The sequence below is a fragment of the Pseudomonas sp. A genome (assembly GCF_056270345.1).
Genome location: NZ_CM149873.1, coordinates 3,914,860 through 3,929,440 on the forward strand (window position 1 = coordinate 3,914,860; position 14,581 = coordinate 3,929,440).

11 protein-coding genes are annotated in these 14,581 nt (G+C 65.8%); 4 read left to right on the top strand and 7 right to left on the bottom strand.

The window, feature by feature from the left end; translation table 11 throughout:
- Positions 1 to 330 precede the first annotated feature (330 nt).
- The 3 genes from AC0MAZ_RS17460 (at position 331) to AC0MAZ_RS17470 (ending at position 3,112) form a co-directional block, all read left to right on the top strand.
- A complete protein-coding gene (locus AC0MAZ_RS17460) occupies positions 331 to 1,647 on the top strand; it encodes a flavin-containing monooxygenase (protein ID WP_234562600.1) in 1,317 nt (438 codons plus the stop codon).
- Positions 1,647 to 2,063, top strand: a complete 417-nt coding sequence (locus tag AC0MAZ_RS17465) for a RidA family protein (protein ID WP_234562599.1) — start codon at positions 1,647 to 1,649, stop codon at positions 2,061 to 2,063. Before AC0MAZ_RS17460 ends, AC0MAZ_RS17465 begins: the two co-directional genes overlap by 1 nt.
- Before the next feature lie 155 nt (positions 2,064 to 2,218).
- Entirely contained in the window at positions 2,219 to 3,112 is an 894-nt protein-coding gene (locus tag AC0MAZ_RS17470) for an RHS repeat-associated core domain-containing protein (RefSeq protein ID WP_232857204.1), read from the top strand.
- 74 nt (positions 3,113 to 3,186) lie between these two features.
- On the opposite strand, the gene AC0MAZ_RS17475 is transcribed toward AC0MAZ_RS17470, so the two are convergent.
- The 6 genes from AC0MAZ_RS17475 to AC0MAZ_RS17500 form a co-directional block, all read right to left on the bottom strand.
- A complete protein-coding gene (locus AC0MAZ_RS17475) occupies positions 3,187 to 4,071 on the bottom strand; it encodes a pirin family protein (RefSeq protein ID WP_254464555.1) in 885 nt (294 codons plus the stop codon).
- A 223-nt stretch (positions 4,072 to 4,294) separates the two neighbouring features.
- Positions 4,295 to 5,932, bottom strand: coding sequence for a phosphoglucomutase (alpha-D-glucose-1,6-bisphosphate-dependent) (gene pgm / locus AC0MAZ_RS17480; protein ID WP_475858711.1), 1,638 nt, complete (start codon positions 5,930 to 5,932; stop codon positions 4,295 to 4,297).
- Between the two features lie 79 nt (positions 5,933 to 6,011).
- Entirely contained in the window at positions 6,012 to 8,267 is a 2,256-nt protein-coding gene (locus AC0MAZ_RS17485) for an ATP-dependent DNA helicase (RefSeq protein WP_475858712.1), read from the bottom strand.
- Positions 8,264 to 9,916 carry a VRR-NUC domain-containing protein gene (locus AC0MAZ_RS17490; protein WP_475858713.1) on the bottom strand — a complete coding sequence of 551 codons (1,653 nt, stop codon included), beginning with the start codon at positions 9,914 to 9,916 and terminating at the stop codon, positions 8,264 to 8,266. The genes AC0MAZ_RS17485 and AC0MAZ_RS17490 overlap by 4 nt, the downstream gene beginning before the upstream one ends.
- Positions 9,917 to 10,033: 117 nt before the next feature.
- Entirely contained in the window at positions 10,034 to 11,434 is a 1,401-nt protein-coding gene (locus AC0MAZ_RS17495; protein ID WP_475858714.1) for a hypothetical protein, read from the bottom strand.
- Between the two features lie 259 nt (positions 11,435 to 11,693).
- Positions 11,694 to 12,716, bottom strand: a complete 1,023-nt coding sequence (locus AC0MAZ_RS17500) for a zinc-dependent alcohol dehydrogenase family protein (RefSeq protein ID WP_110738667.1) — start codon at positions 12,714 to 12,716, stop codon at positions 11,694 to 11,696.
- A gap of 207 nt (positions 12,717 to 12,923) precedes the next feature.
- Here AC0MAZ_RS17500 and AC0MAZ_RS17505 point away from each other — a divergent pair, with 207 nt between their 5' ends.
- Entirely contained in the window at positions 12,924 to 13,838 is a 915-nt protein-coding gene (locus AC0MAZ_RS17505) for a LysR family transcriptional regulator (protein ID WP_232857215.1), read from the top strand.
- 179 nt (positions 13,839 to 14,017) lie between these two features.
- Here AC0MAZ_RS17505 and AC0MAZ_RS17510 read toward each other — a convergent pair whose 3' ends face one another.
- Positions 14,018 to 14,527: a flavin reductase family protein gene (locus AC0MAZ_RS17510; RefSeq protein WP_203652567.1), complete on the bottom strand. Its 510-nt coding sequence runs from the start codon at positions 14,525 to 14,527 to the stop codon at positions 14,018 to 14,020.
- Between the last annotated feature and the right edge of the window lie 54 nt (positions 14,528 to 14,581).

Sequence of the window (14,581 nt, forward strand, 5' to 3'; positions counted from 1 at the left end):
AAAAAACTAAGGCGCCTGCGAATGCATCCTGTGTAGGAGCGGCCTTGCCGAGGCGTCGGACCGGCCGGAAAGGGCTGCAGAGCAGCCCCGGGTGTATGCCCACCTCAAGATTGCCGGCGCCGCTTTGCGGCCCTTTCGCGGCGCAAGGCCGCTCCTACAAGATCCTGCGCAACCCTGAACATCCGCGCCACAACACAGGCCTTCGCCAATTTATCGGCAAGCCCCAGCTAAATACTATTTTCGCGATTTCCCGCCCATCCCTAGTCTGGCTCCAGGCAAAGGCGGTCCCCACCGACCTGAACAAGAACGCCGCTGAAGAAGGGCTGGGACATGACACTGAACAACATCGAAATCGACACCCTCGTGGTCGGCGCCGGCCAGGCCGGCGTGGCCATGAGCGAACACCTGAGCAAGCTCGGCGTGCCGCACCTGGTGCTGGAGCGCAAGCGCATCGCCGAGGCCTGGCGCAGCGGACGCTGGGATTCGCTGGTGGCCAACGGACCGGTCTGGCACGACCGCTTCCCTGGCCTGGAATTCGACCTCGACGCCGACGCCTTCGCCGGCAAGGAGCAGGTCGCCGACTACTTCGAACAGTACGTGCGCAAGTACAACCTGCCGGTACGCACCGGGGTCGAGGTGAGGAAGGTGGTGCGCAACGCCGACCGCCCGGGCTTCACCATCGACACCAACCAGGGCGTGATCCGCGCCAACCGCGTGGTGGCTGCCACCGGCCCGTTCCAGCGCCCGGTGATCCCGGCCATCGCACCCAAGGACGAAAGCCTGCACCAGATCCACTCCGCCGCCTACTACAACCCCGAGCAGTTGCCTGAGGGCGCGGTGCTGGTGGTCGGCGCCGGCTCCTCGGGGGTGCAGATCGCCGAGGAACTGATGCGCGCCGGGCGCCAGGTGTACCTGTCGGTCGGCGCCCATGACCGTCCGCCGCGTAGCTACCGCAACCGCGATTTCTGCTGGTGGCTGGGCGTGCTTGGCGAGTGGGACGCGGAGATCGCCAAGCCCGGCCGCGAGCACGTGACCATCGCCGTGTCCGGCGCCCGCGGCGGCCACACCGTGGACTTCCGCGCCCTCGCCCACCAGGGCATGACCCTGGTCGGCCTGACCCAGTCGTTCGAGGGCGGCGTGGCCCGCTTCCAGGACAACCTGGCCGAGAACATCAACCGCGGCGACGAGAACTACCTGGCCCTGCTGGACGCCGCCGACGCCTATATCGAACGCAACGGCCTGGACCTGCCGGAAGAGCCCGAGGCACGCAAGCGCCTGCCCGACCCGGCCTGCGTCAGCCAGCCCTTGCCGGAACTGGACCTGGCCCAGGCCAAGGTCAGGACCATCATCTGGGCCACCGGCTACGGCGTGGACTTCAGCTGGCTGCAGGTGGACACCTTCGACGCCAACGGCAAGCCACAGCACCAGCGCGGCGTGTCGAGGGAGCCGGGCGTGTATTTCCTCGGCCTGCCCTGGCTGTCGCGCCGTGGCTCGTCGTTCATCTGGGGGGTGTGGCACGACGCCAAGCACGTTGCCGGCCATATCGCCACCCAGCGCACCTACCTGGCTTACCGCGACCGCGAGCAGCGCGCGGCGGATGAGCAGCAACCCTCGATCAGCAACGTCAGCACTTTCGGAGCCCTCTGATGCCTACCCACACTCGCATCCGCATGTTCAACACCAAGGCCACCTACCCCAACCAGACTCTGGATAACGACCTGTGCCAGGCGGTGCGCGCCGGCAACACCATCTACGTGCGCGGGCAGGTCGGCACCGACTTCGAAGGCCGGCTGGTAGGCCTGGGCGATCCGCAGGCCCAGACTGAACAGGCGATGAAGAACGTCAAGCAACTGCTCGAAGAAGCCGGCTCGGACCTGTCGCATATCGTCAAGACCACCACCTACATCACCGACCCGCGCTTCCGCGAGCCGGTGTACAAGGAAGTGGGCAAATGGCTCAAGGGGGTGTTCCCGATTTCCACCGGGCTGGTGGTGGCAGGGTTGGCCCAGGCTGAGTGGTTGATGGAGATCGATGTGATCGCGGTGGTGCCGGATCAGGAGTAACGACATGCGATACCTGGGGCTGCCTTGCGGCCCCTTCACCCTTTCAAGGATTTTCGCTGAACCAGCGTTGAGCCAACTGATAGTTCTGCCAGTTGTCGGTACAGGCAACCCACTCCATAGTCAGCTTTTCGAGTTTGCCAAACTCAGGAGCGGCCATGTCTCATCCAAACTTCCTGCCATCCACAAGGCTGCTGGTGACAGATATTGCCGGCTCGGTTTTGAAACGACTTAGTGACCAGCCGCCAGATGTGTTTGTCTACTGTGCCTTTGGACACCTGGGATCTGCGCGAGCAGTAGCGCCCCTGCTCGGTTTCAATAGCCAGCACCGCGAGCCTTCGACCGGTGTTTACCTGCTTGGAAACGGTTATCGAAGCTTCAACCCAGTACTGATGCGTTTTGTCTCCGCCGACGATATGAGCCCATTTGGTGATGGAGGTATTAATGCTTACTCCTATTGCCATAACGACCCCATCAATCGAGCAGATTCCTCGGGCATGAGCAGCACAATGAATTTATATATTGCGGCAGTAGTAACAACCGCTGTTACCAAGTTCCGAGGATTGATTCATCAGCCCTTCCCCGCGAATGGCAAAAACGGTAACGCGTCTCTACGTACGACCTCCATGCCACCTCGCATATTGCCCACCGTGGCGGTGTCGCCTCGCCCTCGCACAGGGACCGAGCCAGCCACTCAACGCAGTGTGGCAGTGATTTCCTCAACCCTTCCCGCCCGACCGGCAAATGACTTGGTGTCGCCACAGCCAGGTTGGACAAACGCTCCCGCTAACAGATCGTTCATATCGTTGCCACCCTCGACCCAAACACGTAGGCCCATGGCGATAGTACGTCCAGTACAAGCACAAACATCTGCCAACGTGGCATACAGCCCCGAGGCACGTACGGCCGAGAACAATTACTCACGATCCCGCAGCAGCTCGATTGAATCAACAGATTCCTGGGATGAGTGGATTCCCAATCAGGAGGCATTGGATGCTCGTAGACAGGAATCAACAGCTAGGCAAAATGGGGGCGTGCGTACCTCAATCTAGTGTGGTGTTTCTGAAACACCACACTAGGCATTATTTCAGCAGAGGCGGCCCATGCAGCTCCTTTGCCGCATTTGTCAATAGATACCACGCTCGACACCGCCTACCTGCCCAAACCGCCCGGCCTGGAAATCATCGAACGACTCGGCGATTTCCGCCTGACTGTTCATCACGAACGGCCCGTAGCCAACAATCGGCTCGTCGATCGGCTCGCCGCTGAGCAGCAGCACGCTGACCTCTTCCAGCGCCTCGAGGCGCACATCGCTGCCATCGCGCTCCAGCAGCACCAGGCTGGCCGGGCCGGCCTCGCGCTCGTCGTTGACCCGCAGGTTGCCGCGCAGCACCACCAGCGCGGCATTGCGCCCGGCGGCCAAGGGCAGTTGCAACGTGGCACCGGCCTTCAGCCGCAGGTCCCAGACGTCCATCTCGGTGAAGGTGCGCGCCGGTCCCTGATGATCCAGGTAACGTCCGGCGATCACCCGCAGGTTGCCCGCCTCGCCTGCCAGCGCCACCACGGGAATGTCGTTGGCCAGCAGCGTCTGGTAGCCCGCCGCGGCACGCTTGTCCTTGGCCGGCAGGTTGACCCACAGCTGCACCATTTCCAGGGTACCGCCACTACGGGCAAAGGCCGGGGAATGGAACTCCTCGTGGATGATGCCGCCCGCGGCGGTCATCCATTGCACGTCACCCGGTCCGATCAAGCCGCCGGCGCCGGTGGAGTCACGGTGCTCCAGCTCGCCCTGGTAGACGATGGTCACCGTCTCGAAACCGCGATGCGGATGCTGGCCGACGCCGCGACGGGCCGTGGTCGGGGTGAAGTCGTGGGGGCCGGCGTAGTCCAGCAGCAGGAACGGGCTGATGTGCCGGGCCAGATGGTCGTAGGTGAACAGGCTGCGCACCGGGAAGCCGTCGCCCACCCAGTGGGCGTGGGGGCTGCGGTGGATACCCTGGATCTTTTTCATGAGAAGCCTCCTCTTGGATAGGTATAACCTTACCGAGGAGGCTAATTAAGCGGTAGACGGAGAAAATGGCATGGATCGTTCTACTGGCAGAACAATTACGCGATCCTGTGGGAGCGGCTTCAGCCGCGAATCAGGCGACGCGGTGCCTGGCACCGGCTGCGCCGGTGTTCGCGGCTGAAGCCGCTCCCACAGGGACCGCGCCGACCTTGTACAACGACGTAGATCAGGCGATCGCCGCGTCCACCAGCACCTGGGCTTCGGCCACCAGGCGCGCCAGGTGCGCCTCGTCGATGAAGCTCTCGGCGTAGATCTTGTAGATGTCCTCGGTGCCCGAAGGGCGGGCGGCGAACCAGCCGTTCTCGGTCATCACCTTCAGCCCGCCGATGGCCTGGTTGTTACCCGGCGCGTGGCTGAGGATCTGCTGGATCGGCTCGCCGGCCAGTTCGGTGGACTTGACCTGCTCCGGCGCCAGCTTGCTCAGCAGCGCCTTCTGCCGCGCATCGGCCTTGGCCTCGACGCGGGTGGCGTACGGCTTGCCCAGCTTGGCGGTGAGGTCGGCGTAGATCTGGCTCGGGTTGCGCTTGGTGCGGGCGGTCATTTCGGCCGCCAGCAGCGCCGGGATCAGGCCGTCCTTGTCGGTGGCCCAGACGCTGCCATCCTTGCGCAGGAACGAGGCGCCGGCGCTCTCTTCGCCGCCAAAGCCCAGCGAGCCGTCGAACAGGCCCTGGGCGAAGAACTTGAAGCCCACCGGCACTTCGTACAGCTCACGGCCCAGCGCGGCGGTGACACGGTCGATCAGGCCGCTGGAGACCACGGTCTTGCCCACCGCCGCATCGCTGCGCCATTGCGGGCGGTTGCGGTACAGGTAGTCGATGGCAACGGCCAGGTAGTTGTTCGGCTGCAGCAGGCCGTCGGCGGTGACGATGCCGTGGCGGTCGTGGTCGGGGTCGCAGGCGAAGGCCACGTCGAAGCGCTCGCGCAGGCCGATCAGGCCCTGCATGGCATACGGCGAGGACGGGTCCATGCGGATCTGGCCATCCCAGTCGACGGTCATGAAGCGGAAGGTCGGGTCGACCTCGGTGTTCACCACTTCCAGGTTCAGCTGGTAGCGCTCGGCGATGGCCGACCAGTAGCGCACCCCGGCGCCACCCAGCGGGTCGACGCCCAGGCGCAGGTTGGCACTGCGGATCACCTCGAAGTCGATGACGTTTTCCAGGTCAGCGACATAGCTGCTGACGTAGTCGTGACGCTGGGTGGTCGGTGCCGCCAGCGCCTGCTTGTAGTCCATGCGCTTGACGCCGGCCAGGTTGGCCGCCAGCAGTTCGTTGGCCTTGGCCTCGATCCACTTGGTCACGTCACTGTCGGCCGGGCCGCCGTTGGGCGGGTTGTACTTGAAGCCGCCGCTCTGCGGCGGGTTGTGCGACGGGGTGATGACGATACCGTCGGCCAGGCCCTGCTGGCGGCCACGGTTGTAGCAGAGGATGGCGTGGGACACTGCCGGGGTCGGGGTGTACTCGTCATCCTGGCTCAGCATCACCTGCACGCCGTTGGCGGCCAGCACTTCCAGGGCGCTGGCGGCGGCCGGGGCAGACAACGCGTGGGTGTCGGCGCCGATGAACAGCGGGCCGTCGATGCCCTTTTCCTGGCGATACAGGCAGATGGCCTGGGTGATCGCCAGCACGTGGTATTCGTTGAAGCTCAGCTCGAACGACGTGCCGCGGTGGCCCGAGGTGCCGAAGGCCACGCGCTGGGCCGCCACCGCGGCGTCGGGACGGCCGGTGTAGTAGGCGGTCAACAGGCGGGGGATATCGACCAGCACGCTGGCCGGAGCCGGCTTGCCTGCCAAAGGACTGAGCGTCATGCGGAACCTCGAAATCAACAGAAGTAGGTGTTGGAACGCGCAGTGTACTGGGAGTTTCAGCGCCAGGCGATGGCGGCGTTCACCCCAACTGCCACCAACTGGGGAACATCTGCCGCACCCGGGGCTCGGCGAAGCGCTCGTCGATCAGCATCAACACGCCACGGTCCTGATCGCCGCGGATCACCCGGCCGGCGGCCTGAATCACCTTGCGCACGCCCGGGTACAGGTAGGCATAGTCGAAACCGGCGCCGAACTGACGGCCCAGGCGCTGCTTGAACTGCTCGTTGACCGGGTTGACCTGGGGCAGCCCGAGGGTGGCAACGAAGGCGCCGATCAGGCGCGTGCCCGGCAGGTCCACGCCCTCGCCGAAGGCGCCGCCGAGCACGGCGAAGCCCACCCCCCGCCCGTGCTCGACGAACCGCGCCAGGAAGGCCTCGCGCCCGGCCTCGTCCATGCCGGGCGCCTGGCACCAGATAGGCAGTGCCGGATAGCGCTCGACCAGCAGCCGCGCCACCTGCTCCAGGTATTCGAAGCTGCTGAAGAAGGCCAGGTAGTTGCCCGGCTGGCCGGCAAACTGGGCGGCGATCAGCTCGACGATCGGCGCCAGCGACGCCTGGCGCTGCTGGTAGCGGGTGGACACCTCGCTGACGATGCGCACCTGCAACTGCTCGGCCCGGAACGGCGCGGCAACTTCCAGCCAGGCCGTGTCAGCGGGCATGCCCAGCAGGTCGCTGTAGAAGTGCCGCGGGTTCAGCGTGGCAGAAAACAGCGTGACGCTGCGCGCCGCGCTCATCCGTGGCCCCAGCAGCCGCGCCGGCACCACGTTGCGCAGGCACAGCGTGGCCAGGCGCCGCCCCCGCGGGCCGTTGCGCGGGCTGATATCGAACAGGAAGTGCTCGTCGAACAGCTCGGCGATGCGGCTGAACTGCAGGGCCTGGAAGAAGAACTCCAGCACCTTGGGCTCGACTTCGGCGGGCGCCTGGTTCATGCGCTCCTGGATCAGCCCGATGCACTGCTGCAGGGCACGCAAGAAGGCGTCCGGCAGTTGTTCGCTGGCCTGGTACGGCGCCACCTGGGCCTTGTACAGCGCGTTCCACTGCCGGTTCAGCCGGTCGAGGGCACTGCCCAGCCCGGCCGGCTTGCTCTGGCGCAACGCCAGCAACTGCCCCTGGTCGAGGCTGGCGCTGTACATCTGCCGCCCCCGCTCGACCAGGTTGTGCGCCTCGTCCACCAGTACCGCCGTGCGCCACTGGTTGGCCTGGGCCAGGCCGAACAGCAAGGCATGGGCGTCGAAGTAGTAGTTGTAGTCGGCCACCAGCAGGTCGACCCAGCGCGCCATCTCCTGGCTCAGGTAATAAGGACAGACCTGGTGCGCCAAGGCCACCTCGCGCAGGCTGGCACGGTCGAGCAGCGACACCTGCGCGGCGGCTTCGCGGGCGGCAGGGAGGCGGTCGTAGAAGCCCCGCGCCAAGGGGCAGGATTCGCCATGGCAGGCGTTCTCGGGGTACTCGCAGGCCTTGTCGCGGGCGATCAGCTCGAGGCTGCGCAGGGCTGGTTGCGGCGACGCCCGGGTGATCTGGCGCAGTGCATCGAGGGCCAGGGCCCGGCCTGGGGTCTTGGCGGTAAGGAAGTAGAGCTTGTCCAGCTGCTGCGGCACCACGGCCTTGAGCAGCGGGAACAGGGTACCGAGGGTCTTGCCGATGCCGGTGCTGGCCTGGGCCATCAGGCAGCGGCCGGTGCTCACGGCCTTGTACAACGTCTCGGCCAATTGGCGCTGGCCCTGCCTGAATTCGCGATAGGGGAATGTCAGCGCGCCAAGATCCAGGTCCCGCTCCCTCAGCCGCCGCTCCTGGGCCTGCGCCCAGGCCAGGAAGCGCTGGCACTGGGTCTCGAAGAAGTGCTTGAGCTCATCGGCTTGGTAACGCTCGCTGATCACGGTCTGGCCGTCACTGTCGACATCGAGATAGACCAGCGCCACATCGATCTCCGTCAGCTGCCGTGCCTGGCACAGCAACCAGGCATAGACCTTGGCCTGGGCCCAGTGCAGTTGGCGGTGGTTGTCGGGCTGCCTGGCCAGATCGCCACGGTGGGTCTTGATCTCCTCCAGGCGATTGCGCGCCGGGTCGTAGCCATCGGCGCGACCGCGCACCCGCAGCCCCTGGTACTCGCCCTCCAGCGCCACCTCCGCTTCATAGCCGGCGGCGCGCCGCGCCACCACCCGGCGGTGTCCGGCAATGCCCTCCTGGGCGGTGGGCGACGGGGTGAAGCGCAGGTCAAGGTCGCCAACCTTGGCGCTGAATTCACACAAGGCACGCACGGCCACGGTGTAGCTCATGCCGGCACATCGCTCCAGCGCACATGGCAGACCGCGACCGGCAGCCCGTGGGCATGGCAGAACTCGAGCCAGCGCAGCTGGTTGTCCTGCAGGCGGTCACCCGGCCCCTTGACCTCGATCATGCGGTAGCCGCCCTGCCCCGGCCAGAACTGGATCAGGTCGGGCATGCCGGCGCGGTTGGCGCGGATATCCTGCAGCAGGCGCAGGAAGCAGGCTTTCAGGTGCGCGGGCGGCAAGTGCTCGAGTGCCTGTTCGAGCAGCGGCTCGTCGAGCATCTGCCAGAACACGAAAGGCGACTGCAGGCCTTGCTTGGCCTGGAAGCAGTCGCGGATGGCCTGACGATGGCTGCCATCGTCCAGGCGCCCGAGGCAGGCGTCGAACAGTGCCGCGCGACGCTGCTGGAAGTCGACGTCGTGCAGGTCCTGCGGCCCGCTCTGGAACGGGTGGAAGAACGCCCCCGGCACCGGGGCGAAGATCGCCTCCCAGCACAGCAGGCCGAACAGGCTGTTGAACAGGGTGTTCTCGACGTAGTGAACGCTGCCGCCTTCCTGCTCCAAATGCTGGCGCACCGCCTCTTCCACCCCCAGTGCTGCCATTTCGGCCGGCAGTTCCAGTTCGATAAGTGTCACTGCCTCGCTGCGCCGGCGCGGCTGTGCCGGACCGCCAAGCTTGCGCGCCAGACGTGGCAGCAGGCGTTCCAGGGCTTGGCGTTCCAGAGCGTTGGCAGGTGCCTGGGCCATATGCCGAGCCAGGGCATGAGCCTCTGGCCATTGCTCGCTGCGCTCGTGGACCCGGACCTGACGAATACGTGCCTCGGGGTGCGCGCAGTCGGCGTAGATCCGCAGTGCCAGGTCCCAGTCCCCCAGGCGCTCGCACTGTTGGCCGATGCTGAACAGCAGGCGCGCCCGGCGCCGGGCCAGCCAGGGGTTGCTATCGTCGAACCCGTCCAGTGCCGCGAGCAGCTCGGCAGGCGGGGCGCCCTGCTCGAGGTGCTCTGCGCACTGGTGCAGGGTCATGGCCAGGTCGACCTCGGCACGCTGGCGCAAGGCCCGCGAGTCGTCGCTGAACGCCACCTGTTCGTAGCGGAACACCCCGAGGTCGGCAAGCACGAAGTCCGACCAGCTCTGGTACAGGTTGCCGAAGAACAGCAGGCGCAGGCGGTCGCACAACGGCTGCTGGCACCAATGCAGGATCCGCACCGGGAAACCGGGGCACCACTGGGCCAGCGGGCCGGCCGGCAAACCCAAAGCCTGCAACTGCTCCAGCAACCCGGCCTTGCCGGCCCGCGGCCGGGGAAGCCGCCCGGCGAAGCACGTCGCCAGCTCGTCCTTGCGCAGCAACGCCCACAGTTGCTCCACCGTCATCGGCGCGTCGTCGACCACCCAGCCCAACGCCAGCAACGGCGCCAGGGCCACCTCGGTGTCGCCAATCTCGGCATAGTCGAGCTTGTCACTGCGAAACAGCTCACCCTTGCGCATGACCATGCGTACCAGCAGGGCCTGGCTGGGCACCGGCAGTTCGCTGAAGACCTGGATGAAACCGTGCTCGTCGCGGTCCAGCAGGTCGGCATAGCGCTGCCCGACCCAGCGCAGGACCTGGCGGAAGTTGTGCAGGTAGTACAGGGGATCATCGACGGAATGGGCGATCACGGTGCTAGTCGGGTGCTGAGGAACAAGCACTGGTTATACATACAGATCACATGCCTGGGCAAGCGCGCTGGATCGACGGTCACACGATCGTTAAGAGCACTCGCCCAGAAAGCAGGCCTACTCGACGGCGCGCCACAGCGGATAGCCGCCACCCGGGCTGGCCGGCAAAGGCCGCAGCCACAGGTCGCGCCGGCCCAGCAGCTGGAACAGGCGCCGGGCCTGGTGGCTGAGCGTGCCGGCATACAGCCCCCGCAACTGCGCCAGCTGCAGGCCGCTGGTTTCAACCAGCCACTGGCTGACCGGCTCCGGGCAGGGACGACCCTGCAAGGCACGGTGCAGGTACGGCAGTGCGACGCGCATGCCCGGATGACACCGCAGCACGAAGGTCTCGAGGTTGTGCCCTTGCGCCTCGAACGGGGTGAACAGCTGGCAGACCAGTTGCGCCTCGCTCACACCATAGGCGCCAGCCAGGCGCGTCTGTGCCTCGCCGCGCAAGGCCCGCCCCTGCGGCCAGGCGGTCGACGGCTGGCGCAAGCGCTGGAAGAACGCCTGGGTGCCCTCGCGATAGCTGCGCTGATCCAGGTACTGCGCCTTGAGTCCATGCAGGTGGGCCAGCGGCAAGGGATCGAACAGCCCTGACGGCCCCTGGGCCTGACTGCCCTTGACGTCCTGCCGGCCGAGCATGCGGTCCAGCGCTCCACCGTCGTCCGGGTGGCGCAACAGGTCCTCGACCATCACCAGGCGCGGCTCGCCGCCGGGCTGGCGCAGCACGGGCGAAGTCGGTGGTTGCCAGGGATCGGCCAGCACCTCGCCCAACTGCTCGAGACCCGCCGCCAGCACATTGTGAGGCGTCAGGGCGTGGGCCACCTCCACGGTATGGCGCAGGCAGCGCCGCCCCCAGGCCAGCAAGCGGTGGCGCTGTGAAAACGGCACGGCGCTGATCAGGATCTGCTCGCCGGCCTCCCCGGCCAGCGCCTGGCCCAGGCTGTTGGCCAGCTCCAGGTAGCCCCTGGCACCGAGCATCGCGTCCGGCTGCCCGCCGACCAGATGGCCGAACAGCAACCAGGCGTTGCCCGCATCGGCCAGTTGCTCGGCCGTGCAGGCCTGGCGGGCACAGAACGGACCGAGCTGCCCGCCATCGGCTCGCAGCAGCTCCACCCGCGGATCGTCATGCAGGAACAGCGCGCTGAAGCAACGGTCGTGAAGGGCCAGGGCGGTATCGTCGAGGGTCGGCAGGCGGGCCGCCAGCACGCGCAGGCGGCAGGTGGCGCCATGGCGCAGGGCGATGCTCAACTGCGCGGCGCGCAGGCAAGCCAGCAGATGCGCGCTGCGCCGGTCGACACCGTGCAGCACCAGCACCCGGACGTTGCCGACGTAATCCTGGCCGCCGGCGATGACCAGCAATCGCTGGACCAGCAACTGCACCGAGGCGCGCTGGGCCTGGGTCATGTGCTCCAGCAGGCGCTGCAGGACTTGCTGGTAGACATAATGCATGGCTTGGTCGTGGGTCTCGGTCATGCTATCGCTCCATCTCCCTGACGGCTTCGAATTGAAGTCCGATTCTGGCAGATGAATAGCAAACCGAGCTTGAAGGAAACTTCCTAAAGCCTAGTAGGACATTTAGCTAAATTTGCCTGACGTCCCTGTAGGAGCGGCCTTGTGCCGCGAAAGGGCTGCGTAGCGGCCTCAAGGTTACAGCGTTGACGCATCAATCGCCGGGGCCGCTTTGCGGCCCTTTCGCGGCACAAGGCCGCTCCTACAGGGATCACACGTGGCTTCAGTGCACACCCATATCCAGCACCACCCGCCCACCACACGGACACTCGTCCATGTGCCGGTGCGCCTCGACCACCTGCTCGAACGGATACACCTTGATGATCTGCGGCGTCAGCAGCTGGTCGGCGGTGAACTGGTTGATGTCGCGCAGCGCCCGCTGCAGGGCCACCTGGTCCTGGGCGATGCCCAGCTCCGGCTTGCCGGTGAAGTTGCCGATGCAGTGCACATGGAACTGGATGTTCTTCTGGAACGCCGCGCAGGCCGGGAACGGCGTCTGGTTGCCGCCCTGCAGGCCGTACAGCACCAGGCTGCCACGCGGCGCCAGGACATCGCCGAGCAGCGACATCTGCGGGCCGCCCATGCCGTCGAGGACCATGTCCACGCCACGGCCATCGGTGTACTTGCCGATCTGCATCAGCAGGTCCTGTTCCTCGGTGACGATCACCTTGTCGGCGCCCAGGCCCAGCAGGTACTCGCGCTGTTCGGGCTCCTTGGTGGCGGCGAACACCTTCAGCCCCAGGGCCTTGCCCAGTTGCACGAAGGCCGGCCCCGCGCAGTGGCTGGCGTCGGTGACCAGCGCGGTCTGCCCGGCCTTGGCCCGCGCCAGGTCGACGAAGGCGAAGTAAGCGATCAGCAGCGGCGTGTAGTGCACGCTGGCCTCGATCGGGGTCAGCACATCCGGGTAACGGGTGATGGCGCTGCGCGGCAGGACGATCACATCACCATACACAGGGTGGTCGTTGGCGCTGGTGGCCGGGAAGCTGGCAACCCGGTCGCCCACCGCGATATCGTCCACACCCTCGCCCACGGCGGTGACCACGCCGGCCATCTCGTGACCGATGCCGGCCGGCAGCCGCGCCTGGGACGGCGCCAGGTTCTGCCGCCAGAGCACGTCGTACCAGCTGACGCCGATCGCCTCGACGCGAATCTGCACCTCGCCGGTAGCCGGGGACGGTTCGGCCTGCTCCTCGCATCGGAGCACATCGGCCTGGCCGAACTTGTGGAAACGGATCATGCGGGACATCGCATACCTCGCCTGTGTGAATCTCGTATTACCACGGACTTTATCCGGGCTTTCACGGTTGGACCATCAGTGGCTGTTAATAGTCGACATGCCTGTCATTGATTGGGCCCCTGACAAATCTGTGCATTGGCACCCGGAAATCGGTGCAGGGTACCAGCCTTTGGCCTTAAGATTCACCCCTGCCCCACTTCAGGCGAGCCGCATCGAATGAATCGTAACGACTTGCGTCGCGTAGACCTCAACCTGCTGATCGTGTTCGAAACGCTCATGCACGAACGCAGCGTGACCCGCGCCGCCGAGAAACTGTTCCTCGGCCAGCCGGCGATCAGCGCCGCGCTGTCGCGCCTGCGCAACCTGTTCGACGACCCGCTGTTCGTGCGCACCGGCCGCAGCATGGAGCCCTCGGCGCGGGCCCACGAGATCTTCGCCCTGCTGTCACCGGCGCTGGACTCGATCTCCACCGCCGTCAGCCGCGCCGCCGAGTTCGACCCGGCCACCAGCAACGCGGTGTTCCGCATCGGTCTGTCGGACGACGCCGAATTCGCCCTGCTGCCGCAGCTGCTCAAGCGCATCCGCGCCGAAGCCCCCGGCATTGTCCTGGTGGTGCGCCGGGTCAACTACCTGCTGATGCCCACCCTGCTGGCCTCGGGCGAAATCTCGGTGGGCGTGAGCTACACCAACGAACTCCCCGCCAACGCCAAGCGCAAGGTGCTGCGCCGCAGCATGCCCAAGCTGCTGCGCGCCGACAGCATGCCCGGCAGCATCACCCTGGATGACTTCTGCGCCCGGCCCCATGCCCTGGTGTCGTTCGCCGGCGACCTCTCGGGGTTCATCGACGAGGCACTGGACGAGATCGGCCGCAAGCGCCACGTGGTGTTGGCGGTGCCGCAGTTCAACGGATTGGGGAGTTTGCTGGCGGGGACCGATATCGTCGCCACGGTGCCGGACTACACGGCCGATGCGCTGACTGCGGCGGGTGGGTTGCGGGCAGAGGACCTGCCGCTGGAGGTGCGCACCTTCGAGCTGCACATGGCCTGGCGTGGGGCGCAGGACAATGATCCGGCGGAGAAGTGGTTGCGCTCGCGGATACAGATGTTCTTCGGCGATCCGGACAGCCTGTAGGTCGAAAGTCCCATTCGCGTGCCCAAGCGCCGGTTCGGTAACGCGGTGCAATGGATCTCGCTTTTTACGCTATCGAGTCTGTGGATGGTGAGCAGCATTTTGTGGCTGCTGTACACCACCCTAGGCGCAACCTTTGTACCTGACGCAGTAACATGATCGCGCGCATGATGAATGAAGACTCAAGCCGCATCCACTGCGGCGAGACTACGATACTGTCCCTTGAAATACAGCAGTGGCTGCGCGGCGTCGGCGTCCTGCACGTTCAATGCCTTCACCTCGCCAATCACGATCAGGTGATCACCGGCAGCGTGTTCGGCGTGAATCTCACAATCGAGCCAGTGCAGGCTGCCGGCAATGATCGGGTTGCCCAGCGGCGATGTCTGCCAGTCGATGCCTTGCCACTTGTCCGTGCCTCGCCGGGCGAACTGGTTGGAAATCCCGACCTGCTCGCCTGACAGGATGTTGACCGCGAAACGGCCGGCCTGGCGAATTCCGGGATAGCTGGCCGAACTGGACATGACGCTGAACGACACCAGCGGCGGATTCATCGACACGCTGTAGAACGACTGGCAGGTAAAGCCAAGCGGTTCGCCATCACTGTGCGAGGTGATCACCGTGATGCCGGAGGCGTAATGCCCGAGCGCTTCGCGAAAGCGCAACGGCTCGATAGCAGTACAGGGAAGCGACATAGTAAATCCTGAATGTTAGGTACAACCCGCCAACAATGGGAAAGGGCTGAAGCT